Annotated in this window: 14 protein-coding genes and 1 pseudogene; 5 read left to right on the top strand and 10 right to left on the bottom strand. The window is 71.1% G+C overall.

Translation table 11 applies throughout. From position 1 onward, the window contains the following. Positions 1 to 42: 42 nt before the first annotated feature. The 6 genes from ACWCO8_RS08295 to ACWCO8_RS08270 form a co-directional block, all read right to left on the bottom strand. Complete coding sequence (locus ACWCO8_RS08295; protein WP_362008498.1) at positions 43 to 237, bottom strand: DUF4236 domain-containing protein; 195 nt, start codon at positions 235 to 237, stop codon at positions 43 to 45. Between the two features lie 75 nt (positions 238 to 312). Further along, complete coding sequence (locus ACWCO8_RS08290) at positions 313 to 1830, bottom strand: serine/threonine-protein kinase (RefSeq protein ID WP_451031551.1); 1518 nt, start codon at positions 1828 to 1830, stop codon at positions 313 to 315. Beyond that, positions 1827 to 2636, bottom strand: coding sequence for a serine/threonine protein kinase (locus tag ACWCO8_RS08285; RefSeq protein WP_451031550.1), 810 nt, complete (start codon positions 2634 to 2636; stop codon positions 1827 to 1829). Before ACWCO8_RS08285 ends, ACWCO8_RS08290 begins: the two co-directional genes overlap by 4 nt. A 276-nt stretch (positions 2637 to 2912) precedes the next feature. Next, the gene (locus ACWCO8_RS08280) at positions 2913 to 4949 is read right to left on the bottom strand and encodes a family 43 glycosylhydrolase (protein WP_451031549.1); all 2037 of its coding nucleotides are present in this window, start codon (positions 4947 to 4949) and stop codon (positions 2913 to 2915) included. 105 nt (positions 4950 to 5054) lie between these two features. Further along, positions 5055 to 6578 (bottom strand): peptidoglycan DD-metalloendopeptidase family protein, encoded by a 1524-nt coding sequence (locus tag ACWCO8_RS08275; protein ID WP_451031548.1) that lies wholly within the window; start codon positions 6576 to 6578, stop codon positions 5055 to 5057. Between the two features lie 4 nt (positions 6579 to 6582). Further along, entirely contained in the window at positions 6583 to 7575 is a 993-nt protein-coding gene (locus ACWCO8_RS08270; protein ID WP_451031547.1) for an alpha/beta hydrolase, read from the bottom strand. A gap of 210 nt (positions 7576 to 7785) precedes the next feature. Between ACWCO8_RS08270 and ACWCO8_RS08265 the strand changes: the two genes are divergently transcribed. Together ACWCO8_RS08265 and ACWCO8_RS08260 are read left to right on the top strand one after the other, a co-directional pair. Next, positions 7786 to 10269 carry a penicillin acylase family protein gene (locus ACWCO8_RS08265; protein WP_451031546.1) on the top strand — a complete coding sequence of 828 codons (2484 nt, stop codon included), beginning with the start codon at positions 7786 to 7788 and terminating at the stop codon, positions 10267 to 10269. An 81-nt stretch (positions 10270 to 10350) separates the two neighbouring features. Beyond that, complete coding sequence (locus ACWCO8_RS08260; protein ID WP_451031911.1) at positions 10351 to 11394, top strand: alpha/beta hydrolase; 1044 nt, start codon at positions 10351 to 10353, stop codon at positions 11392 to 11394. A gap of 93 nt (positions 11395 to 11487) precedes the next feature. Here ACWCO8_RS08260 and ACWCO8_RS08255 read toward each other — a convergent pair whose 3' ends face one another. The 4 genes and pseudogenes from ACWCO8_RS08255 to ACWCO8_RS08240 form a co-directional block, all read right to left on the bottom strand. Further along, a complete protein-coding gene (locus ACWCO8_RS08255) occupies positions 11488 to 12123 on the bottom strand; it encodes a hypothetical protein (protein ID WP_451031545.1) in 636 nt (211 codons plus the stop codon). A gap of 216 nt (positions 12124 to 12339) precedes the next feature. After that, the gene (locus ACWCO8_RS08250; protein ID WP_451031544.1) at positions 12340 to 14016 is read right to left on the bottom strand and encodes a peptidase M23; all 1677 of its coding nucleotides are present in this window, start codon (positions 14014 to 14016) and stop codon (positions 12340 to 12342) included. Between the two features lie 136 nt (positions 14017 to 14152). Further along, positions 14153 to 14651: pseudogene (locus ACWCO8_RS08245) on the bottom strand (ADP-ribosylglycohydrolase family protein); the annotation flags it as partial. Positions 14652 to 14742: 91 nt separating this feature from the next. After that, positions 14743 to 15933, bottom strand: coding sequence for a cytochrome P450 (locus ACWCO8_RS08240; RefSeq protein ID WP_451031543.1), 1191 nt, complete (start codon positions 15931 to 15933; stop codon positions 14743 to 14745). Between the two features lie 335 nt (positions 15934 to 16268). Here ACWCO8_RS08240 and ACWCO8_RS08235 point away from each other — a divergent pair, with 335 nt between their 5' ends. The 3 genes from ACWCO8_RS08235 to ACWCO8_RS08225 all read left to right on the top strand — a co-directional run bounded on the left by ACWCO8_RS08235 (position 16269) and on the right by ACWCO8_RS08225 (position 25322). After that, positions 16269 to 17279: a LacI family DNA-binding transcriptional regulator gene (locus ACWCO8_RS08235; protein WP_362008474.1), complete on the top strand. Its 1011-nt coding sequence runs from the start codon at positions 16269 to 16271 to the stop codon at positions 17277 to 17279. A 260-nt stretch (positions 17280 to 17539) separates the two neighbouring features. After that, positions 17540 to 20911, top strand: a complete 3372-nt coding sequence (locus ACWCO8_RS08230) for a CARDB domain-containing protein (RefSeq protein WP_451031542.1) — start codon at positions 17540 to 17542, stop codon at positions 20909 to 20911. A gap of 115 nt (positions 20912 to 21026) precedes the next feature. Then, on the top strand, positions 21027 to 25322 hold the full coding sequence (locus ACWCO8_RS08225) for a discoidin domain-containing protein (RefSeq protein WP_451031541.1): 4296 nt from the start codon (positions 21027 to 21029) through the stop codon (positions 25320 to 25322). Positions 25323 to 25435 lie beyond the last annotated feature (113 nt).

The following is a 25435-nucleotide window of genomic DNA, read 5'->3' as shown; positions in this document are numbered from 1 at the left end:
CGTTCGACGGGCGTTCACATGACAACCCGCCCGCCCCGCGCCTCAGCGTCGGCGGCGGAAGCGCCGGCGCCAGCTGATGCCGCCCGGCAGCCGCACGGACGCGCTGTGCCCGCCTCCGCTGTGCCGGGTGACGTGCGCCCGGCGCGGGCCGAAGCTCAGCGACCAGCCGTGCGTGCCGATGTTCAGGCGCAGCAGCTTCGGGATGATCGTGATCTGCTTGTGGTAATAGATCGACATGTCGGCCTCCTCGACTCCATGCTGCGTCAAGGTGGCGGCGGGGCCGTCACTGCCACGCCACGGTCGTGTCACCGCTCAGCGTCCGGCCGTGGGGTGCGGGCAGTCCGGCAGCGACGGCCGGTCCCTGGTGCGCACGGCCGGGAGCCAGGCCGCCGGGGGCAGGGAGCCGGACGGGAGCCGGACGCGGTACCAGTCGGTGGACCGCACGTCCTCCTCGTCGATGATGGGCTCGCCGCCGGTGAACCGGCAGTCGGCGACCAGGGCGTCGCCGTGCCACACCCGGGTGTCCACGACGTTGTCCGCGGTGTACGGCCGAGCCGGGTCGATCGCCAGGCCCAGGCTGCACTGCCGGTCCCGGTCGGCCCGCTCCCGGCAGCCGCGCTCCGCGTTGAACACCCGTACCGTGCCGGCCGTCGCGCCCGCGCGGCCCGCCGGGGCGGGGGAGCCCGCCCGTACCGCGTCCGAAGCCAGGGTCGCGCCGGCGATCCCGCACAGCGCGGTGGCGAGGACGGCGGCGCGGGCCCGGTGCCGTAACCGCGCCGAACCCGTGCCCGGCCGCGCCCCGGCCGGCCCCTGCTCCGCCCTGATCCGGGCCAGCAGGCTCTCCGCGGTGTGCGGGGCGCGGGCCTCGTGGTTCGGGGCGAGGCAGTCGGCGGCCAGGGCGCGCCAGAACGGCGGGATCTCGTGGTCCATGCGCAGCGGGGCGCGCCCCTGGCCGTACGCCTGGACCGACGCGCCCCGCGCCATGGGGGTGGCGCCGGGGAACGGTGAGCCGCCCGACGCGAACACCTCGTGGATGACGATGCCCAGGGCCCAGATGTCGGCGGTCGGCCTGACCCGTACGCCGAGTTCGCCGAGGGGCGCCCGCCAGCGCTCGGGCGGGAGGTAGTCCAGGGTGCCCATGGGCGGCGCGTACCCGTGGGTGCCCGTCAGTTCGGTGGCGAGGCCGAAGTCCGAGAGCTTCACGGAGCCGTCCTCGGCGAGCAGGACGTTCTCCGGCTTGAGGTCGGCGTGGACCCAGCCCGAGCGGTGCAGATGGGCGAGCCCCTCGCAGATCCCCGCGATCAGCCGACCGCGCTCGGCCTCGGGCACCCCCGCGTCCAGGAGCTCCCGCAGACTGCCGGCGGCCCGCTCCATGACCAGCACGATCGCGCCCTCAAGGGAGGGGTGCTCGGGGGCGCTCAGGGTGAACGACTCCAGGAGCCCGATCAGCCGGGGATGCCCGGCCCTGCCCCCGAGCTCGACCTCGCGGCGGGCGGACTCCACGATTCTGCGCGTCTGCAGCGGCGCGAGCCCGGCGGTCGGCATGATCTTGAGCGCGACGTCGGCGGGGCGGTCGGAGGACCTGCCCGCGACGTCGGCGGGGCGGTCGGAAGACCTGCCCGCGACCTCGGCGGGACCATCGGAAGAGCCGCCCGCGACTTCGCTGGCGCCGCGGGAAGACCCGTCCGCCCGCCGTGCCGCGTACACCGTGGACCAGCCTCCGGCGCCGATGAGCTCGGTCACCACCCAGTCGCCCACCTGGAAGCCCGGAGGGAGCTGGTCCGTGCGGTCGCACTCCGTGGTGTCTCCCGGGCCGTGCGGCCGTGTCATCGGGCGGCCTGCCGCTCCCGCCCGCCGGCCGCCGTCAGGGGCGCCAGCAGCGCGAGGTGCTCCTCCCGTACGAGCCCGAAGCGCAGCGCGAGCCCGACGATCTCCTCCCGCTTGCCGTTGCGGCGGTCGCCCTTGCCGGGTTCGTGGGCGTCCTGGCCGCCGATGCGCAGCTTCTCCTCGGCGAGGTAGTCGATGTGCGAGCTGACCGCCCGCGCGGTCAGCGTGGAGCAGGTGGCGTGCCCCTTGAGCCGCTCGACGATCTGGGGGGTCGTGGGGACCGCCACCCGGGACTGGTCGCGAAGCCGCGGTTCGCAGAGCGCGACGAGGACGAGGAAGTAGGTGGCGGTCTCGTCGAGGGAGTACGCGGTGACCGTGCTGTTCCCCCAGGGCAGCCCCATGGCCTCGGGGTCGAGGTAGAGGTGGTCGGGGGCGAAGACCTGGAAGGAGACCGTGACGTCACCGCGGGTGGGCAGCACCACGCGGGCGAACTCGAAGGGGATCGGCGCCCCGACTCGGCGCGGCGGAACCCGCAGGTATTCGCCCGCCCCCTCAGGGTTCTCCACGAGATAGCTGTGGGTGGTGCTGTGGTTCGTCAGCTGCCAGTGGTCGTCGGTCACGCGGATCTCACCGGCCAGCCGGGAGATCGCCGGGTCGGCGAGGCACAGCTCGACGGGGACCCTCGGGGAGCCCCGCCCGAAGCGGGCGACCTCGCCCGGCCCGAGCCGTAACGTCACCGCTGCACCGCGCGGTTCGGCGCCGTCGGCGCCACCGCTTCCCTGCGGCAGATGGACGACTACGCCACTCACCGCTCCCCCCGTTCCCCCGCGTCGCTTGTCGGACGAGCGGAACGATACTCATCTCTCAGGGGAGTTCACCGGCGCACTTCGGCCACATCGCCGAAACGCGATCTGCCCTGGCGGGCGGCCCGCCGGCGCGAATCGGGGTGGCCCGGCGGGCGAACTCCCGCCGAGGCGTGGGGAGACGGGCGGCCGTCACGAGCGGTCGACCTGTGGGAGCCTCCTTCCGCGCCGCGCGAACGCGACCCCGCCCGCTCCGTTCACTTGGCGCGATCCGCACGCTCCTCAGAGCGCGGGGCTGCCCGACACGAGGGGCGCGACCGTGCGCTCGCCGAAGGGCGCCCAGGGCCGCCAGCCGCCGCTCGGCCGCTCCTGGACACGGGTCCGTACTCCGCCCGCAACGGTGACGGCGAAGACGTGCTGCCGCCCGGTCGAGTCGAGCGCGGAGGTCGGCGTCGCCGCGAGCCGGAGGCCGGGCTCCCCGAACTCCCCGCCGGGAGCCCAGTCCCCGCCCGGGGCGACCTGCCAGCGGTGGCTGAGCCGGGCGCCGCCCGGCGACAACGAGAACGCCTCGAGGCGGCCGTCGGCGTTGGCGGCGAACGCCGGGGCGGCCGCGCTCCAGCCGAACAGCGGCAGCCACTCGGCCCAGCCGCCGCTCGCCACGGCCTGCCGCCGGGCGAAGGTGCCCACGCCCGACGGCCCGATCGCGGCGACCGTGAGCCGACCGCTGCCGTCCCTGCCGACCCGCGGCGCGGCGCCCGCGGCGGTGCCGTACGGGTGCCATGCCGGGGTCCAGGGGCCGCCCGGGGTCTCCTGCCAACGGTGCCGGATGCCCGCGCCGCCGGGGGAGAGGACGAACACCTCCAGCCTGCCGTCGGCGTTCGCCGCGACGACCGGGGGCGCGCCCGCCGCCCCGCCGAAGCCGACCTCCCATCCGTCCCAGGCCAGTGCCCCCGCCGACCGCTGCCGCCGCCGTGCGACGGAGCCGCCGCCGGGGCTCAGCGCGAAGACCTCGAGCCGGCCGTCGGCGTCGCGGGCGACGGCCGGTGCGGCGCCGGCCGGGCCGCCGAACTCCTCCCAGGCGTGCCAGCCGCCGTCCGGCCGCTGCACCCGGTGGTGCAGATTCACTCCGCCCGGGGCGAGCGAGAACACCTCCAGCCTGCCGTCGGTGGTGCGGCCGAGGGTGGGCACCGCACCGGCGGGCCCGCCGAACGGTTCCCACTCCGACCAGCTGTCGGTGGACGGGTCGGTCTGGACGCGCCGCAGCATCGAGCGGTCGGTGGCGTCGAGCGCGAACACCGTGAGCCGGCCGAGCGCGTCGAGACCGGCCACCGGGTTGTCGGCGCTCTGCCACGGCGGCGGCGCGTCCCGCCAGTGCAGGGGCGCCACGTACAGCCCGTGCCGGAACCAGCCCGCGGCGCTGGCATGCCAGGTGTCCCCGTCGCGGACCACCTCGACGGCATGACCGGCCACATGGCCCGCGTACCCGGCGAGTTCGAAGTGGAAGGGGTCTCGCGAAGCCAGGACGTCGGTCCCTTCGTAGCCGCCCCTCGGGCCGATGAACAGGTAGTACCAGCCGTCCCGTTCGACGACGCACGGCGACTCGGTGACCGACACGGTCGCGTCCGTGCTCGCGTCCGTGAACGCGACGCCCGGCTCGCTCCAGCTCACCAGGTCGGCGGAGCGCCGGTACGCCACGACATGGTGGCCGCCCGGGGCCGACAGTTCGGTGTAGTACATGACCCACTCGCCGCCGATCCGCAGCACCATCGGGTCGCGCGCCGCGAGCCCCCGGAAGAGCGGGCCCGACGGCTCGCGGGTCCAGGTGAACAGGTCGGTCGAGGTGGCGAGGTTGATCGCGGCTCCGGTCGCGCCGCCCGCGGCGTAGAACATCCAGTACCGGCCGCCGGCCTCGACGACGTGCGGGGCCCACAGGTGTTCCTCGCCGTAGTAGGACGGGTCGAGGGTGAGCGCGTCGGGGTGGGTGGTCCACGGTCCGTCCGGGGTCGGCGCGGAGGCGTGCGCGAAGGTGATCTCCTCGGCGCTGTCCGGGGATTCGCCGCGCGGGGCGCTGTCCCCGACGATGCCGAACAGGTGCCAGCGGCCCTGGGCCTTCACCAGGGTGTGATCGTTGAGATAGCGCGGGCCGGTGGGGGTGGACGGGTCGTAGACGTACGTGAAGGGTCCCGCGCCCACCCAGAGCGGGGGCGGGACGTCCGCGGAGGACGCGGCGGCGGGACCGGCCGATTTCGCGGCCACGAACGGGAGCGCGCCCGCTCCGGCCACGCCGCGCAACAGGCTCCGTCTGCTGATCGGAAGCATGGGTCCTCCGGACGTACCGCGCGGCCGGCCGTGTCGCAGGGCACGGCCGGCCAGGTGAGTGGGGTGTGAGGGGGCGGGTCGGTCGACGGTGGTGTGAGGTGTGGGTCAGTCGAGGGCGGGTCCTGCGGTGTCGTTGACCCAGACCCAGTCGGCCCAGCTGCTGAAGCCGGTCTGCCAGGTGTGGAAAGTGCCGACGGGGTTGGTGCCGAAGACTTCGATACGGCCGTCGGCGTTGGAGGCCGCGGTGACCTCCGTACCGCCGGTGCCGAACGTGGCCCACTGGCTGTAGGGCGCGTTGAGACCGGTCTGCCAGATGTGCATGGCGGAGGTGCCGTTCATCGCGAAGACCTCGACGCGCCCGTCGGGGGTGCGTTCGCTGGTGAGCTGCGCGTTGACGGGGCCGCCGGTTCCTTCCCACCCGGACCAACTGGTGGGGCTGGTCTGGTACTTGTGGAATACCCCGGCCGGGCCTGAGGCGAAGACCTCCAGGCGGCCGTCCGCGTTGTGGTCGACGGTCAGGTCGTGGCCGCCCTGCTCACCGAAGGTTCCCCAGGCGGACCAGCCGCCGTTGGGGGCGGTCTGGTACTTGTGCTCGAAGGTGTTGCCGTTGAGGGCGAAGACCTCCAGGCGGCCGTCGGGCGCCTTCCCCATCTCCACGCGGCTGTCGGCGGGGCCGCCGCCGGTGGGTTCCCACTCCGACCAGCCGCCGTTCGGGGCGAGTTGGTACCGGTGGAAGAGGCCTACGGGGCCGGACGCGTAGACCTCGATACGGCCGTCGGCGTTGACGCCGGCCGCGGTGTCCCGGCCGCCGATGCCGAAGGTCTCCCAGTTCGACCAGCCGCCGGACGGGTTCAGCTGCCAGCGGTGCTGGAAGGTGTTGCCGTTGAGGGCGAGCAGCTCCAGGCGGCCGTCGGCGTTGGGGGCGATGGCGAGTTGGGCGTTGGCGGGTCCGCCGAGGGCCTCCCAGGACGACCAGTTGCCGTTGACCTGCTGCTGCCAGGCGTGGTGGATGCCGTCGGCTCCGGCGGCGAACACTTCGAGGCGCCCATCGGCGGAGCGCGCCGACACGACCCGGCCCGACTCCGCCGGATACACCAGCGGCCTGGGCTGCGGACCCGTGCCCGGAGTGCAGGGCAGCACCACACCGCGCTCCGCGAGATACACCTCGGGGTCGAGGTGGTACGAGGTGGCCGGGTCGCCCCAGATCCGCAGATGCAGGTGGGGGCCGGTGGAGTTCCCCTCGGAGCCCATCAGGGCGATCTGCTGACCCGCCGTGACGCGGTCGCCTTCGAAGACGTCCCGCCGGGACATGTGCCCGTACTCGGAGATCCGCCCGTCGGGGTGCTGGACCCGGATCCACTGGCCGTAGCCGGACTCGTACCCGGAGATGGTCACCTCACCGTCGCCGATCGCGTAGATCGGCGTGCCGACGGAGTTGGCGATGTCCACGCCGTTGTGGTTGGCGTGGTAGTGCTGGGTCACGGTGCCGGAGGTCGGACAGGCCGCCCCGGCGACGGCGGCGCGGGCCGGAGCGGCGGCCGCGGCGGGAGCCGGAGTCGTCGGCAGCAGCAGGGCGGCCGTCGCCGCGAGGACACAGGTCAGCGCGCGTCGGGAGAGTCCACGGAACACGAGGTCACGCCTTGCGCAGTCGGGCGATGACGCCGTCGATGTCGCGCACCAGCATGTCGTGGCGGACGAAGTGGCCGCCGGGCAGCTCGTGCCACTCGTGGTGGATGCCCGCGTTGCCGAGGGCGGCACGGAACTCCCGCTGTCCCCACAGGACTTGGGTCTCGTTGGCCGTGTCGAACCAGGAGATCGGGTCGGGGCTGGTGCCGGCGACCAGGAAGACGCGCTTGTTGCGGTAGCTCTCGATCCGCTGCATCGGGTTGTCGGCGTTCACCCGGGCCTCGTCCCAGAACGGCGCGCCGTAGACCGTACCGCCGGCGAGGTCCAGGGCGCCGGACGTGGCGTTGGCCCAGTGGACCACGAGGCCGTTGTCCCGACGCAGGCTGGCCGGGCCGGAGTGGGAGCTGACCGAGGCGAAGTGGCCCCAGTACTTGGCGGCGTACTTCAGCGCGCCGAAGCCACCCATCGAGAAGCCGGACACGGCACGGCCGTCGTACTCCGCGAAGGTCCGGAAGTTCGCGTCGATCCACGGGATCAGCTGATCGATGTGGAACGTCTCCCAGTTCCGCGGGCCGACGTTGGAGCTCACGGGGTTGGAGTACCAGCCGGCGCGGCCGCCGTCGGGCATCACGACGATGAGCGGCTTGCCCGCGGTCCAGTCGCGGATGCGCTCGCGGTCGAAGGTGATGAAGTCCTGGCCGTCGCCGCCCCCGTGGAAGAGGTAGAGCACGGGGTACCTGCGGCCGCCGCTCCAGTGGTAGTCGTCCGGGAGGAGCACGTTGACGGCCGGGTTCCAGCCGATCGCGTTCGTCTGGAAGCGGTAGTACCACATGCGGGGGTCGGCCTCGCCGCGCTCCACGATGCGCAGGCCGAAGCCGTCACCGACGGCGGCGGCGGGGGACGCGCCGGCGAGGACGCCTCCGGCGCCGAGGGCCAGGGCGGCCGAGAGGCCTCCGGCGGACTTCAGGATGCTCCTGCGGGTGGGCTGCTGCGCGCTCAACGTGTCCTCCTGGTCGGGAGTGGTGGCGAGGTGTCCGGCGCGGCGGAGAGTGGCCGTGCGAACGGGCGTCTGGAACGTAGCAACGCCACGGGTCCGGGGGACTCCGGAAGGTTACGGAGGGACAGGCGGCAGGCGCGTCGGCTATCCCTGGCGTGTCCGCGTTCGGACCTATACACCCCCAAGGCCCGTACCCCAGGGAAGGACGGCTCGATGGCACGGAGGAGATTCAGGGCGCGGCTGCCGATGGCGGTCCTGGCCGCGGTGGCGGTGATGAGCACGATGGCGGCCACCGGGTCGACCGCCGCGGTGCCGGACAGGCCGACGTCGGCCGTCGCCGAGCCGGCGCCGGACAAGCCGACGATCCGCTACACCGAGTACGGCATCCCGCACATCGTCGCCTCGGACTGGGAGGGTCTCGGCACGGGGTACGGATACGCGGCGGCCAAGGACAACATCTGCACCCTGGCCGACACCTATCTGATGGTCAACGCCCAGAGGTCCCGCCATCTGGGGCCCGACGGCAGGGCGAGCCCCGGGCAGAACCAGAACACCACCACCAACCTCAACAGCGACCTGTACTTCCAGCGGATCAAGGACAACGGGGTGGTGGAGCGGCTGCTCGCCAAGCCCGCCCCCGACGGCCCCGCGCCGGAGGTCCAGGAGGGCATCCGCGGGTACGTCCAGGGCTACAACCGGTACCTGGCGGAGACCGGCGTGGACAACCTCTCCGACCCGTCCTGCCGCGGTGCTGCCTGGGTGCGACCCATCACCGAGCTGGACGTCTACCGGCACGCCCATGCCGAGATCATCATGGGCAGCGCCGACGCGTTGCTGGACGGACTGGTCAACGCCGCGCCCCCGGGCGCCTCGGTGGCGGCAGCCTCCGCGACGCCGGCGCCCTCACCCGCCACGACCGCCGCGAAGATCCGCGACGCGATGGCCGTGAGCCGTGAACAGGGCATGGGCAGCAACGCGTTGGCGGTCGGATCGCAGGGCGTGTCCGGCGGCACCAGCATGCTCCTCGCCAACCCGCACTTCCCGTGGCAGGGCAAGAACCGCATGTGGCAGAGCCAGTTGACGATCCCGGGCAAGGTCAATGTCTCCGGCGCCAGCCTGTTGGGCCTCCCTGCGATCAACATCGGCTACAACGACAACGTCGCCTGGAGCCACACCGTCGCCACCGTCGCCCCGTTCGGCCTCTTCGACGTCCAGGTGGATCCGCTGAACCCCACCAAGTACCTGGTCGACGGCGCCTGGGAACAGATGACCTCGCAGCAGGTCGCGGTCGACATCAAGAACGCGGACGGCACCCTCTCCAAGGTCACCAGGACCCTGTGGTCCACCCGCTACGGCCCCATCACCACCTCCCTACAGGGCGTCGCCCTGCCGTGGGTGGTGAGCGCGCACGCGGTGCGCGACGTGAACATGGACAACCTGCGCGCGCTCAACACCTGGTTCCGCCTCGACCAGGCGAAGGACGTCCACGAGGTCGTCGACACGCTGGAGAGCACACAGGGTGTGCCGTTCTTCAACACCGTCGCCTCCGACCGCAAGGGCAACGCCCTGTACGCGGACATCCAGGCCACCCCGAACATCACCGACGCACACGCCCAGTCGTGTCTCACCGAGACCGGAAAGCTGCTCTTCCACCAGACGCTACGCCTGCCGACCGTTCCGCCGATCTCCATCTTCGACGGCAAGCGCGGCGCCTGCGACTGGCCCGACGACCCGAACGCGGTCGCGCCGGGCCTCCTGGACCCGAAGAAGCAGCCGCGCCTGATCCGTACCGACTTCGTGGGCAACGCCAACGACAGCGCCTGGCTGGCCAACCCCGAGCAGCCGCTGACCTTCCCCAGGGTGATGGGCGACAGCGCGGCGCCCCGCTCGCTGCGCACCCAGGAGCTCATCCTGACCGCGCAGCGGCGGATCAACGGCACCGACGGGCTGCCGGGGAAGGGCTTCAGCCCGGAGACCATGGGGCAGTTGCTGTTCGCCGACAACAGCAGGGCGGCCGATCTGGCTCTCAACGCCACGGTGTCGATGTGCCAGGGCGTCCCCTTCGGGCTCGTCCTGGTGGACGGCAACCTGGTCAACGTGAGTGAGGCGTGTCCGATCCTGGCCGCCTGGAAGAGCCATGACTACACGTCGGACAGCCGAGGCTCCTGGCTGTTCGCCACGTACTGGTCCTACTTGCTCGGGGGACAGGGGATCGAGAAGCTGCCGTGGCGGGTGCCCTTCGACCCCAAGGACCCGGTGCACACACCGAATTCACTGGATCCCGGGAGCTCGGCCGTCCGTGACGCCCTCGCCCGGGCCGTACTCGCGCTGCGCAAGGCGGGGATCGCGCTGAACGCCCCGCTGTCGGACGTCCAGAAGGTCACCCGTGGCGGCGAGCAGATCCCGATCCACGGCGCGATCGGCCAGCTGGGCGTGCTGAACGTGATCACTCCTGGTCAGGTCGACGGAAAGTTCGACATCGTCCACGGGTCGAGCTTCGTCCAGCAGGTCAGGTTCACCGCCGACGGCCCGCCGCAGGCCCTGTCCGTCATGGCCTACTCCCAGTCGGCCAACCCGAACTCACCGCACTACGCCGACCAGACGAAGCTGTTCTCGGCCGGGAAGTGGGTGACCGAGCGCTTCACCGAGGAGCAGATCGCGGCTTCACCGGAGCTGCGGATCAAGGTCCTGAACTGAGCACACCCCATGCCCGACCACTCACGAGGGGGAAATCCTGTGACACGACGAGCGAACTGGTGGCGACTGGGGGCGGCGTGGATGCTCGCCGCCGCGGCCATGGTCGCGCCGGCGGGTTCCGTACAGGCCGCCGACGGTTCCACCGCACCGCCGCCGATGGCCAACGGCTTCGGCCTGACCCAGATCGACACGGCGCACGGCAGCTCCACCGACTTCTACCTCACGGTGACCACGCCCGAGGTCGCCGGCGAGCAGCACATCAAGATCATTCTGCCGAAGGGTTACTACGACGACCCGGGCCGGCGCTACCCGGTGATGTACTTCCTGCACGGCTCGCCCGACGACCCCGTCCGGCAGAACTACCCGGCGCTCTCCATGTCGGACTCCATGATCACTGTCATTCCGGACGGCGGCGCCCGCGGCTGGTACGCGAACTGGCTCAACCAGAAGACCGCGGCCGGGGCCCAGAACTGGGAGAACTTCCACCTCAAGCAGGTGATCCCGTTCATCGACGCGAACCTGCGCACCATCCCGACCAAGAAGGCGCGGGCCGTCGCCGGCGTCTCCATGGGCGGCTTCGGGGCCTTCCGCTACGCCCAGGCCCGTCCCGACCTCTTCAGCCAGACCGCGTCCCTGTCCGGCGACATCGACATGTCGGTCAGGTCCATGGACCTGCGGCTCGCCGTCGTCGCCTCGCTCATCGACGCGCAGGGCGCGATCTGCGGCTCGGCGTCGGGAGTCTGCGACCCCAAGGACTCCCCGTACAAGCCCGGCGTGGACAGTGACGCCGCGTTCGGCTCGCCGTACCCGGTGTTCAACGCCGACTGGCGGTGGAACGAGGTCGACCCGTCGCAGCACATGGACCGGCTCAAGGCCGCCGGAGTCGGCGTCTCGATCTACGTGGGCAACGGTGGCGGCTCGCCCGCCGACATCGAGTTCTGGCTCGAAGGAGCGGCGAAGCACGTCAAGAACGCGATGGACGCGCTGGGGATGTCGTACTACTACGTCAACTACGGCGACGGCTCCGGCTGGGGCACCCAGTGCAACGGCGGCCACAACGGCGGTTGTTGGGAGGAGTCGCTGAGGGACCTGATCCCGAGGCTGGAGAGGTCCTTCGCCTCCTGACGCCGACGCTCTCGCCCTTGCCCGGCCCGTACCCGACGACCAGCGCACGCCGTCGTCGGGTACGGGCCGCGCCGGTTGTCACCCGGCCGGTCGTCACACCTTGCACCGGTGCTGCTCGGCCTGGAGCGCGAGCTCGCCGCGCTCACGGCGGGCCGCGTCCGCCTCGTCGCGCACCTTGTCGAGACGCTCCTCCAGCTGGGCGACCCGCTCGCGGTTGCGCTCCAACTCGGCACGGACGAACTCGACATCGGCCACCTGCTGTGCCGTCTCCTTGCGGATCTTCTCCGTCTCCGCCTCGAACCGCCGCGTGGCCGCGTCCAGTTCGGCGACGGCCATCTCCGCGGCCTCCTCCGCGAGCGCGGTGCGCTCGGTCAGGGTCTCTATGCGCGCCTCGGCGGCGGCGGAGTCGGTGATGATGGCCAGTTCCTCGATGTAGCCCGGAAGGTCCGTGGCGAGCTGGTTGATGAGCGCCACGAGGTCGTCGCGACCGCCGGACATCTGGGCGGGGAGCTGGGCGCCGGCCGCCGCCTTGGCCGCCTTCTTGGCCTCGGCCGCCTGCCGCTTCTCCTCCTTGCGCTGCTGCCGCTTGGCGCGGAAGGACCGGAACGCTCCCAGCGCGTTGTGGTCCGGGTGGGCGCAGTAGCGGGGCGCCGGGTTCTCGGGCGTCGGCGCCTCGGGGTGGTTCGTGCACTCGGGGTACGCGCAGCGGGGAAGCGTCTCGACCGTCATGATTCCGCCTTCTCGTGACATTCCGGTTTCGTCGGGACCGAACCGGCATGACGATCACGCTAGGGGCAGGACGGGCCGTGTGGGCGCTCCAGGCGGGTTGCGTCAGGAATACGTAAGATCATCGGCGGCCCCCACGGACGTGCCCGGGCCCGCCCGCGCACCGGAGGTGGCGGACGGGCCCGAGCGACAGCCTTGTAGCCGGTCCATCTGCTTCATCTAGTTCATCGCGGGCCCGGAGTCGTTGAGCCAGCGCCATTCGGACCAGGTGGTGAAGCCGGTCTGCCAGCGGTGGTAGACGCCGGCGTGGCTGGTGCCGAACACCTCGATGCGGCCGTCGGCGTTGTTGCTCGCGCCGACCGTCGTGCCGCCTCCGCCGAACGTCTCCCACTCCGCGTACGCCGCGTTCGGGCCGGTCTGCCAGGCGTGGCTCGCGGTGGTGCCGTTGATCGCGAACACCTCGACGCGGCCGTCCACAGACCGGGACGTGGCCAGCTCGGCGTTGGCGGGTCCTCCGCCGCCGGTTCCCGTCCACGCCGACCACGAGGTCGGGCTGGTCTGCCAGCGGTGGAACACGCCACTGGCATTGGACGCGAACACCTCGAGCCTGCCGTCCTGGTTGTGGCTCACGGCGACCGCCTTTCCGCCGTCGCCGAAGTCCTCCCAGGCGGACCAGCCGCCGTTGACGCCGGTCTGGTACAGGTGCTTGAACGTCGAGTCCGACAGCGCGAACACCTCAAGGCGGCCGTCCGGCGCGGTCTCCATGGCGAGGCGCGAGTTGACTGGTCCACCGCCGGTTCCGTCCCAGGGGGCCCAACCGCCGCTGGGCGCGGTCTGCCAGCGGTGGAACACACCGTCGGCGTTGGAGGCGAACACCTCGATGCGGCCATCGGCGTTGGTGCCCGCCGCCACTCGATATCCGCCGGTCCCGAAGTTCGCCCAGCCCGACCAGCCCGCGCTGGGTCCGGTCTGCCACATGTGGTCGAAGGTCGCGTCCGAAAGGGCGAACAGCTCGAGCCGGCCGTCCGCGTTGGCCGCCACCGCCAGCTGCGCGTTGCGCGGACCGCCCTCGAACCGCCACGGCGACCAGTTGCCGTTCACCTCGGTCTGCCACGCGTGGTACACGCCGTCGGCACCGGCGGCGAACGCTTCGAGGCGCCCGTCCGCGGACCGCCCGGAGACCACGCGGCCCGAGCCGTACGGGTGCTTGGGCCCGCCGCTCGCGCCGGCCCACAGCGCGTTGGCGATGAGCGCCGCGTCGCCGGCCTCGATCCCGTACAGGTGGCGCAGGTCCTCGCGGGGCCGCTGGACGTTCCAGGCGACGTAACCGATCTCGTTGTCGTTCCACGAGCCGTTCGGGAACTGCTGCTCCATCGCGTTGAGGAAGGCGTTGGTGGCGTACGTCGGGTCCAGTCGCTGCTCGCGGGTGCCCCACCAGTCCTGCTGCTGGAACAGGCCGAGGCTGGTGTGGTCGACGGCCGCGGAGTAGTTGTTCATGCTGGCTTCGACGATGATCGTGGCGATGGAGATCGTCGCGGCCTTCGGGTTGAGCCCGCGGTCCTTCACCGCCTGCGTGACCATCCGGGCGCAGGACATCTTGTACGCGTCGAGATAGCCGGCCATCTTGTTGTTGAGCTGCGGGTTGAGCTGGTCGGCCATGATGCCGTCGGTGGCCGACGGTCCGGCGGGATCACACGGGACGGTCGGAATGGCCTTCCCCTCGGCCACCCCCTCCGGGCCGAGGAAGTACCGGGAGACGCCGTAATGGTCGTCACCGGGCCCGGGCGGCACGGGCCGGGCGACGCCGGCCGAGGCGGTCATGCCGATGACCAGAGCCCACAGGCCGGTGATGACGGCGAGTCTGGAGAGCAGGCGGGATAAGCCGGTTCTTGCCATGGAGTGCCTCTCTGTCGTCGAGGAGTTCCCGCCCGGCTGAGGGGCCGCCCGGCGCCGTCGACAAAGTAAGGGGGGCCACCGAGGACAAGGCATCCGGAACGATCCGGAGTGACACGCGCGACGAAGGAGACCCGGCTCAGCCTTCGAGGCGCTGCGCCAGGCCTGCCAGATCCGCGAGGTGCAGCACCCGTCCGTCGAACCCGGGGAGGGGGACATGGAGCGGCCGGGTCCACCGGGCCGGGATCGCGTCGAGGCCGTAGTGCGCGCCCGCGAGGCCTCCGGTCACGGCGGCGACCGTGTCCGTGTCCCCGCCCAGGTCGACCGCCGCGCGCAGGGCGTCCTCGAAGCCCGTCGTCGTACGGAGGGCCCAGACGGCGGAGCCCAGGCACGGCCAGACGGCGCCGTTGAACTCGGTCGCCCGATCGGGGTGTGCGGCGGGCCGCGTCCATGGTCGCGTCCCGGCCGGCGGGCGCGAAGTGGACGGCGGAGGTCGACGCCCGCATCAAGGAGCCGTTGCCGGCGGCCCGTTGATTGACCTGGAAGTGGATCCCTGCGGCGAGGCCCCAGGGCGCGCCGTTGGTCAGGACGTCCTCGGTCTGCAGGCCGAACCTCTTGGGATCGGCCGCCGCCCTTCGCGCAGGGTATCGATGCCTCAGGAGCGGTCCCGGGGGTGAGGGGTGGTGGGTGAGGGGGGCCGCGCTGTCTCACCCACCACCGGTTCGTGGGTCAGGCGTCCCAGGTGACCGGGAGGCTCTTGACGCCGTAGATGTCCGCGGTCTCCGGGCGCAGGGCGACCTCCTCGGCCGGGACGGCGAGGCGGAGGGTGGGGAAGCGCTTGAAGAGGGCGGAGAACGCGACCCGCATCTCGACCCGGGCCAACTGCTGCCCCAGGCAGAGGTGGATGCCGTGGCCGAAGGCCAGATGGCCGCCCGACTCCCGGCGGATGTCGAGCGTGTGGGGGTCCGGGAAGCGCTCGGGGTCGCGGTTGGCGGTGTTGTACGAGAGGAAGACCGTCGTGCCGGCCTCGATGGTCTGGCCGCCGACCTCGACGTCCTCGAGCGTCGTCCGCATGAACGTCTTGGCGACGCTCAGATACCGCAGCAGCTCCTCCACGGCCTTGTCGGTGAGCTCGGGATCGGCGCGCAGCGCGTCCAGTTGCTCCGGGTTCTGCAGCAGGGCGAAGGCGCCGAGGGAGAGCATGTTGGCGGTGGTGTCGAAGCCGGCCGCCAGGAGGATCAGGCTGATGCCCTTCAGCTCCTCGTCGGTGAGGTCGCTGTCGGTGAGCTCGCTGAGCACGTCGTCGGTGGGGTTGGCGCGCTTGGCCACCACCAGCTGCGCGAGGTACTCCTGCGTCGCGGTGTAGGCCGCGATCAGGTCCTCGTCGCTGGTCTCCCCGCTCATGAAGGTGTCGATCTGCTCCTGGAACGAGTCCCGGTCCTCGTACGGCACCCCGAGCAGCTCGCAGATGATGATCGTGGGGATGGGCTTGGCGAACGCGGTCACCAGGTCCGCCGAGGGACCGTTCTTCTCCATGGCGTCCAGACACGCGGTGGTGATCTGCTCGACGCGCTCGGTGAGGAGCCGCATCCGCCGTGCGGTGAACTTGCCCACCAGCGGCTTCCGGTAGCGGCTGTGGTCCGGTTCGTCCATGAGGAGGAACTCGCCGGGCGGCGCCGGAGGCAGCTGGAAGTCGACCACGTTCATGAGGTCCTTGCGCGAGCTGAACCGCGAGTCGGCCAGGACCGACCGGACCAGGTCGTACCCGGTGATCAGATAGCCGGGTTTGCCGCCGGGGTGGGTGTACCGGCTGATGGGGCCGTGTCCATGCGCTTCCGTCAGCTCGGCCGGCGGGTCGAAGGGGCAGCCGGTCGGGCGCTCGACCGGCAGATCCGTGACGTGGTGGAGGGCTTCACTCATGGCCGTTCCTCATCTCGCGACATAGCGTGTTTGACGTATGTCGAAAGCTACGTTGCGTTCATGGAGTCGTCAATCAGGTGAAGGGGGTAATTGCAGGTGAGCTGCGGTAAATTGGTGCAATGACGCGTGGAGTGAACGCAATGGTGCGTTGCAATCGGTGGGCGTTCAAGGCAATGCGCGGCCATCGGCTCCCGTATCGCGTCCCTGCCGCGCCCGTATCGCGAAGGCGGGCGCGCGTCGCGACGAACCGGCGGCTGTCCGCGTACGCCCGTCGCGCCTGATCCGCCGACCTGGTCGCGCAACATTCTTGCGGTTCTTGCGCTAGGCTTGCGTTCATGACGCGACGACTTGCTCAAGTGGCCAAGAAGGTGGGAGTCAGCGAGGCGACGGTCAGCCGTGTGCTCAACGGCAAGCCCGGTGTCTCCGAGGCGACGCGGCAGTCCGTCCTCACGGCGCTCGACGTGCTCGGGTACGAGCGGCCCACGCAGTTGCGCGGCGAGCGCGCACGGCTCGTCGGGCTCGTCCTGCCCGAGTTGCAGAACCCGATCTTCCCCGCGTTCGCCGAGGTGATCGGCGGTGCGCTCGCGCAGCAGGGGCTGACCCCCGTGCTCTGTACGCAGACCAAGGGCGGCGTCTCCGAGGCCGACTACGTCGAACTCCTCCTCCAGCAGCAGGTGTCCGGCGTGGTCTTCGCCGGCGGACTGTTCGCGCAGGCGGACGCGCCGCACGACCACTACCACCAGCTGGCGGAGCGCAACATTCCGGTGGTCCTCATCAACGCCTCCATCGAGGGCCTCAACTTCCCCTGCGTCTCCTGCGACGACGCCGTCGCCGTGGAGCAGGCGTGGCGCCATCTCGCCTCCCTCGGGCACGAGCGCATCGGACTCGTCCTCGGCCCCAGCGACCACGTCCCCTCGCGGCGCAAGCTCGAAGCGGCCCGCGCGGTGGCCGAGGCGGCGGGCGCGAAGCTGCCCGACGAGCATGTCGTCCGCTCGATCTTCTCCCTCGAAGGCGGCCAGGCGGCGGCCACTCGCCTCCTGGAGCGGGGCGTCACCGGCATCGTCTGCGCCAGCGACCCGCTCGCCCTCGGCGCCATAAGGGCCGCGCGCAGGCGCGGGCTCTCCGTTCCCGACCAGGTGTCCGTGGTCGGGTTCGACGACTCCGCCTTCATGAACTGCACGGAGCCGCCCCTCTCCACCGTCCGCCAGCCCATCGAGGCGATGGGGCGCGCGGCCGTCGAACTGCTCAGCGCCCAGATCCAGGGCACGCAGACCGACCCCAGTGAGCTGCTCTTCGAGCCCGAACTCGTCGTACGGGGCTCGACGGCGCCGCCGCCGCTCGGCTGACCCCACTCCTCACCCACCCTTCCCCCGGCTCCGGCGCCGGGGAGGCATCCCGCCTCCCCGGCGCCGGAGCCTTTTCATGTCACGGCTGTTGACAAAGCGGTGACCTGATAGAAACCTGACACGCCGACGGTGCAAAAGATTAACGAAAGAGCTCAATAAGTCTGTAGGTAGCCGTCATTCATTGTCAGAGTTCCGCTCGGTTCCTGGCGAGAAGCATGTTTCGGGGCGGCGCCGGGGCCCAGCACGGTGGAGAGGCCCATATGAGAGGCACAACCCTGAGCTGGCGGTTGACGGTCGGCATGCTGATAGCCGCGTTGGTGGCCGTCGGACTCCTGCCGGTCACCGCACACGCAGCAGCCACCGCCGCGCCCAACCTGGCGCTCGGCAGACCCGCCACGGCCGCCGGCGCCCACGGCGCGTATCCGGCCGGCAACGTCACGGACGGCGGTCAGCAGTCCTACTGGGAGGGCCCGGCCGGGTCCTTTCCCCAGTGGGTGCAGGTCGACCTCGGCGCCAGTACCCGCGTCGACAGCGTCGTCCTGAAGCTCCCGACCACGTGGGAGGCCCGCTCGCAGACCCTCGGTGTGCTCGGCAGCACCGACGGCTCCGCGTTCACCACCCTCGCCGCGGCCCAGCCCCGCGCGTTCGATCCCTCCCAGGCGAACACCGTCACCCTCGCCCTCACCTCCGTCACCACGCGGTACGTGCGGATCCAGGTGACGGCGAACTCCGGCTGGAACGCCGCCCAGCTCTCCGAGCTGGAGGTCTACGGCGACGCCGGAGGGGGCCCGGTCGACCCGCCGCCGGGGACCAACCTCGCGCGCAACAAGCCGATCGAGGCGACATCGACCACCCAGACGTACGTCGCCGCCAACGCCAACGACGACAGCGCCACCACCTACTGGGAGTCGGCGGGCTTCCCGTCGAGCCTGACCGTGAAGCTCGGCGCGAACGCCGACGTCACGGGCGTGGTCGTCAAGCTCAACCCCGACGCGGCGTGGGGTCCCAGGACCCAGTCGATCGAGGTACTCGGCCGCGAGCAGGCGGCCTCCGGCTTCACCTCGCTCAAGGCACGCGCCGACTACGCCTTCAGCCCCTCGGGCCAGAACACCGTCACGATCCCGGTCACCGGCCGGTACGCCGACCTGCGCCTGACGATCTTTTCCAACACCGGCGCCCCCGGCGGCCAGGTCGCGGAGTTCCAGGTCGTGGGCGCGGCCGCGCCCAACCCCGACCTCACCGTCACCGATCTGACGTGGACCCCCTCCTCCCCGTCCGAGACGGACGCCGTGACCGTCAACGCCACCGTCCGCAACGCGGGCACCGCTGCCGCCGCCGCGACCACCGTCCAGGTCAGCCTGGAAGGCGCCGTCGCCGGTTCCGCCCCGGTCCCGGCCCTCGCCGCCGGCGCCTCGGCGACCGTCCCGGTCGCGGTCGGGAAGCGGCCCATGGGCTCGTACACCGTCTCGGCCGTGGTCGACCCGACCGACACCGTCGCCGAGCAGGACAACACCAACAACAGCCGGACCGCGGCGACGAAGCTCGTCGTCGGCCAGAGCCCCGGCCCCGACCTGCGGATCACCGGGATCACCACCAACCCGGCCAGCCCCGCGGTCGGCTCCGCCGTCACCTTCACCGTCGCGGTCGACAACCGCGGCACCACCGGCGCCCCGGCCGGCACGGTCACCCGGCTGACGGCCGGAACCACCACCCTGAACGGCACCGCGGGCGCGATCGCCGCGGGCCAGACCGCCACCGTCGCCCTCTCCGGCACCTGGACCGCCACCAGCGGCGGCGCCACCCTCACCGCGACCGCCGACGCCACCGGCGTCCTCGCCGAGACCGACGAGAACAACAACGTCTTCACCCGCTCCCTCGTCGTCGGACGCGGCGCGGCCGTGCCGTACACCGAGTACGAGGCGGAGGACGCCCGGTACGAGGGCACCCTGCTCACCGCCGACCAGAAGCGGACCTTCGGCCACACCAACTTCGCCACCGAGTCCTCGGGCCGCCAGTCGGTGCGCCTCAACTCCCAAGGCCAGTACGTCGAGTTCACCTCGACGAACCCGTCCAACTCGATCGTCGTACGCAACTCCGTCCCCGACTCGTCCGCGGGCGGCGGGGCCGACGCGACGATCAGCCTCTACGCGGACGGTGTCTTCGTCCGCAAGCTGACCCTGTCGTCGAAGCACAGCTGGCTCTACGGCACCACCGACGACCCCGAGGGCCTCACCAACCGGCCCGGCGGTGACGCCCGGCGGCTCTTCGACGAGTCCCACGCGCTGCTCACGCAGACGTACCCGGTGGGCACCAAGTTCCGGCTCCAGCGCGACGCGGGCGACTCGGCGGCCTTCTACGTCATCGACCTGATCGACCTGGAGCAGGTGGCGCCGCCTGCCGCCAAGCCCGCCAACTGCACCTCCATCACCGAGTACGGCGCGGTCCCGAACGACGGCATCGACGACACCGACGCCCTCCAGCGCGCCGTCACCGCCGACCAGAACGGCCAGATCTCCTGCGTGTGGATCCCCGCCGGGCAGTGGCGCCAAGAGCAGAAGATCCTGACCGACGACCCGCTCAACCGCGGCCAGTTCAACCAGGTCGGCATCCGGGACGTCACGATCCGCGGCGCGGGCATGTGGCACTCCCAGCTCTACACCCTCACTCCGCCGCACCAGGCCGGCGGCATCAACCACCCGCACGAGGGCAACTTCGGCTTCGACATCGACCACAACACGCAGATCTCCGACATCGCCATCTTCGGTTCGGGCCAGATCCGCGGCGGTGACGGCAACGCCGAGGGCGGAGTCGGCCTCAACGGGCGCTTCGGCAAGAACACCAAGATCAACAATGTCTGGATCGAGCACGCCAACGTCGGCGTCTGGGCCGGCCGCGACTACTCCAACATCCCCGAGCTGTGGGGCCCCGGTGACGGCCTGGAGTTCACCGGGATGCGGATCCGCAACACCTACGCCGACGGCATCAACTTCGCCAACGGCACCCGCAACTCCACCGTCTTCGACTCGTCCTTCCGTAACACCGGCGACGACGCGCTGGCCGTGTGGGCCAGCAAGTACGTCAAGGACACCTCGGTGGACATCGGATCCAACAACCACTTCCGCAACAACACCATCCAGCTGCCGTGGCGGGCCAACGGCATCGCCGTCTACGGCGGCTTCGGCAACACCATCGAGAACAACATCATCTCGGACACCATGAACTACCCGGGCATCATGTTGGCGACCGACCACGACCCGCTGCCCTTCACCGGGCAGACGCTGATCGCCAACAACGCCCTGCACCGCACCGGCGGCGCGTTCTGGAACGAGGACCAGGAGTTCGGCGCGATCACGCTCTTCGCGCAGGGCCAGCCCATCCCGGGCGTCACCATCCGGGACACCGACATCCTCGACTCGACGTACGACGGCATCCAGTTCAAGACCGGTGGCGGCGAGATGCCGGACGTGAAGATCACCAACGTCCGGATCGACAAGTCGAACAACGGCTCCGGCGTCCTCGCCATGAGCGGCGCACGCGGCAGCGCGACGCTGACCGGCGTCACGATCACCAACTCGGCCGAGGGTGACGTCCTCATCGAGCCCGGCTCGCAGTTCGTCGTCAACCGGAACTGACCCGCACCCCCTGAGAAACGCCATGCGGCGGCCCCGTTCCAGCGGGGCCGCCGCCACTCAGCCGTGCCTTGTCGCCGGTCGGGCGCGAGGCCGAGAACGAGACTTGAGAGGACAGATGAGCATCTCCGCATGGAGACCGCGGTTCCTGAGCGCCGTGGTCGCGACCAGCCTCCTGGCCCTGGGCGGTCCGCTGATGAGCGGGAACGCGCAGGCCGCGGGCGGCCCCAACATCGCCCTCGGCGACGCCGCGGCGGGCAGCAGTGCCCTGGCCGAGTACGGCGCCGCCAACATCACCGACGGCAACCAGGGCTCGTACTGGCAGAGCGCCGGCAGCGGCCTGCCCCAGTGGGTCCAGGCCGACCTCGGCACCACGACCCGCGTGGACGAGGTGGTCCTGAAGCTGCCCGCCGGCTGGGAGAGCCGTCACCAGACGCTCTCCGTCCAGGGCAGCGCCGACGGCACCAGCTTCGCCACCCTCAAGAACTCCGCCACCTACACCTTCAGCCCCGGTACGGCCAACACCGTCACGGTCACGTTCCCCGCCACCCAGACGCGGTTCGTCCGGATCGCCATCACCGCCAACACCGGCTGGCAGGCCGCCCAGCTCTCCGAGCTGGAGGTGCACGCCGCCGACGGCTCCTCCGTCAATCTCGCGGCGGGCCGCACCCTGACCGCGAGCAGCCACACCGAGGTGTACGGGGCGGGCAACGCCAACGACGGCAACCGGGCCACCTACTGGGAGAGCGCCAACAACGCCCTCCCGCAGTGGATCCAGGCCGACCTCGGCTCCGCCGTCCGCGTCGACCGGGTCGTCCTGCGACTGCCCTCCGGCTGGGAGTCGCGCAGCCAGACCCTGAAGATCCAGGGCAGCACCAACGGCACCGCCTTCACCGACCTGACCGCATCGCAGGCGTACACCTTCGACGCCGTCGGCGGACACACCGCGACGATCACCTTCGACGCCACCACCACCCGCCACGTCCGCGTCCTCATCACCGCGAACAGCATCCAGCCCGCCGGGCAGCTCTCCGAGCTGGAGGTCTACGGCCCGGAGACCGGCGACACGCAGGCCCCGTCCGCGCCCGCGAATCTCGCGCTCACCCAGCCCGCCACCGACCAGATCCGGCTCACCTGGAACGCGGCGACCGACAACGTCGGCGTGACGGGCTACGACATCTACGCCAACGGCGCCCTGCTCAGCAGCGTCGCCGGGGGAGTCACCACGTTCACCGACACCCGGCCGGCGAACCAGACGGTGACCTACCTCGTCCGCGCCAAGGACGCGGCGGGCAACCAGTCCGCCGACAGCAACACCGTGACCCGCACCGGCGATTCCGGGGACACCCAGGCACCCACCGCGCCCGCGAACCTCCAGCTCACCGAGCCCGCGGCCGGCCAGATCCGGCTGGCCTGGAACGCCTCGTCGGACAACGTGGGCGTCACCGGCTACGACGTCTACGCCAACAACACCCTCCGGGGCAGCGTGGCCGGCAACGTCACCACGTACACCGACACCCAGTCGGCCTCCGCGACCGTCACCTACCACGTCCGCGCCAAGGACGCGGCCGGCAACCAGTCGGCCAACAGCAACGCCGTGACCCGCGACGGCACCGGCGGCACGGGCTCCAACCTCGCGGTCGGCAAGGAGATCGCGGCCTCCTCCACCGTGCACACGTACGCCGCCGTCAACGCCAACGACAACAACCTCACGACGTACTGGGAGGGCGCGGGCGGCAGCTACCCGCAGACCCTCACCGTGAAGCTGGGCTCCAACGCCGACGTCGAACGGCTCGTCCTCAAGCTCAACCCGGACGGAGCCTGGGCCACCCGGAGCCAGACGATCGAGGTCCTCGGCCGCGAGCAGAGCGCCTCCGGCCACACCGGCCTCGTCGCGGCGAAGAGCTACACCTTCGACCCGTCGAGCGGCAACACGGTCACGATCCCGGTCTCCGCCCGGGTCGCCGACGTCCAGCTGAGGTTCACCGCCAACTCCGGCGCCCCGGCCGGCCAGCTCGCCGAGTTCCAGGTCATCGGCGTCCCGGCGCCCAACCCGGACCTGGAGGTCACAGCACTGACCGCCTCGCCCGCCTCACCGGTCGAGTCGGACCCGATCACGGTGAGCGCGACCGTCCGCAACAGCGGTCCGGCCGCCGCACCCGCGAGCGCCGTGGCGCTGCGCCTGGGCGGCACCAAGGTCGCCACCGCCCAGGTCGGAGCCCTGGCCGCCGGCGCCCAGACCACGGTCAGCGCCTCCCTCGGGGCGCGGGACGCCGGTTCCTACGAGCTGAGCGCGGTCGCCGACGAGGCGGGCGCGGTCATCGAGCAGAACGAGTCCAACAACACCTTCACCAGCCCCACTGCCCTGGTGGTCAGGCCGGTCTCCAGCTCGGACCTGATCGCGAGCTCCGTGACCACCTCGCCGTCCAGCCCCGCGGCCGGCCAGGCCGTCACCTTCAAGGTGGCCGTGAAGAACCAGGGCACCGTGGCGACCGCCCCGGGCAGCCACGGCATCACCCTCACCCTGCTCGACTCCACGGGCGCCACGGTCAAGACGCTGACCGGGGCGCACAGCGGGGCCCTCGCGGCCGGGGCCACGACCGAGGTGAACCTCGGCCCCTGGACCGCGGCCAACGGCTCGTACACCGTGAAGGTCGTCCTCGCCGACGACGCCAACGAGCTGCCGGTCAAGCGTGCCAACAACACCTCCACCCAGCCGCTCTTCGTCGGCCGCGGCGCCAACATGCCGTACGACATGTACGAGGCGGAGGACGGCACCGCCGGGGGAGGCGCGCAGGTCGTCGGCCCGAACCGGACCGTCGGCGACATCGCGGGCGAGGCCTCGGGCCGCAAGGCCGTGAACCTGGACGCGACGGGCGAGTACGTCGAGTTCACCACCCGCGCCGACACCAACACCCTGGTCGCCCGGGTCTCGCTGCCCGACGCCCCGGGCGGCGGGGGCGTCGACTCCACGATCAACGTCTATGTCGACGGGGTGTTCAAGAAGGCGCTCCCGGTGACCTCGAAGTACGCCTGGCTGTACGGCGCCGAGACCGCGCCCGGCAACTCCCCGGGTTCGGGCGCCCCGCGGCACATCTACGACGAGGCGAACGTCATGCTCGGCGAGACCGTGCGGGCGGGCAGCAGGATCCGGCTGCAGAAGGACGCCGCGAACAACCAGCCGTACTACGCGGTCGACTTCGTCAACCTGGAGCAGGTCGTGCCGGTCGCCAACCCCGACCCGGCCACGTACGCGGTCCCGGCCGGCTTCGGCCACCAGGACGTCCAGAACGCGCTCGACAGGGTACGGATGGACACCACGGGCACCCTCGTGGGCGTCTACCTGCCGGCGGGCGACTACCAGACGTCGAGCAAGTTCCAGGTGTACGGCAAGCCCGTGAAGGTCGTCGGCGCCGGCCCCTGGTACACGAAGTTCCACGCGCCCGCCGCGCAGGAGAACACCGACGTCGGCTTCCGGGCCGAGGCGGCGGCGAAGGGCTCGTTCTTCAAGGGCTTCGCCTACTGGGGCAACTACACCTCGCGGATCGACGGCCCGGGCAAGGTCTTCGACTTCGCGAACGTGACGGACATCGTGATCGACGACATCTGGAACGAGCACATGGTGTGCCTGTACTGGGGCGCGAACACGGACCGGATCACGATTCGGAATTCGCGGATCCGCAACATGTTCGCGGACGGCATCAACATGACCAACGGCTCCACCGACAACCTCGTGAGCAACAACGACGCGCGGGCCACCGGTGACGACAGCTTCGCGCTCTTCTCCGCGATCGACGCGGGCGGCGCGGACATGAAGAACAACGTCTACGAGAACCTGACGTCGACGCTGACCTGGCGGGCCGCGGGCGTCGCCGTCTACGGCGGCTACAACAACACCTTCCGCAACATCCACATCGCCGACACCCTCGTCTACTCCGGCATCACCATCTCCTCGCTGGACTTCGGCTACCCGATGAACGGCTTCGGCACCGATCCCACGACCTTCGAGAACATCTCGATCGTCCGGGCCGGCGGGCACTTCTGGGGCGCGCAGACCTTCCCGGGCATCTGGGTGTTCTCCGCCTCCAAGGTCTTCCAGGGGATCAGGGTCAACCATGTCGACATCGTCGACCCGACGTACAGCGGCGTGATGTTCCAGACGAACTACGTCGGCGGGCAGCCGCAGTTCCCCATCAAGGACACCGTGTTCACGGACATCTCGATCACGGGCGCGCGCAGGAGCGGCGACGCGTACGACGCGAAGTCGGGCTTCGGCCTCTGGGCCAACGAGCTGCCCGAGTCCGGTCAGGGGCCGGCCGTGGGGGAGGTGACCTTCAACGGCCTGGAGCTGAGCGGCAACGCGGTGGACATCCGTAACACCACGTCCACCTTCAAGATCAACGTCAACCCCTAGCGGGTCCGGCGACACCCCGGGCGGGAGACCGGCCCGGTGAGGCCGGTGCAGGCGGCTTGCGGCTGCTTGCACCGGCCTTCTTCTCGTTTCTGTCAGGCAATTACGAAATCGGC

Source organism: Streptomyces sp. NPDC001927 (genome assembly GCF_053594455.1).
This window is presented reverse-complemented; position numbering and strand designations above follow the sequence as displayed.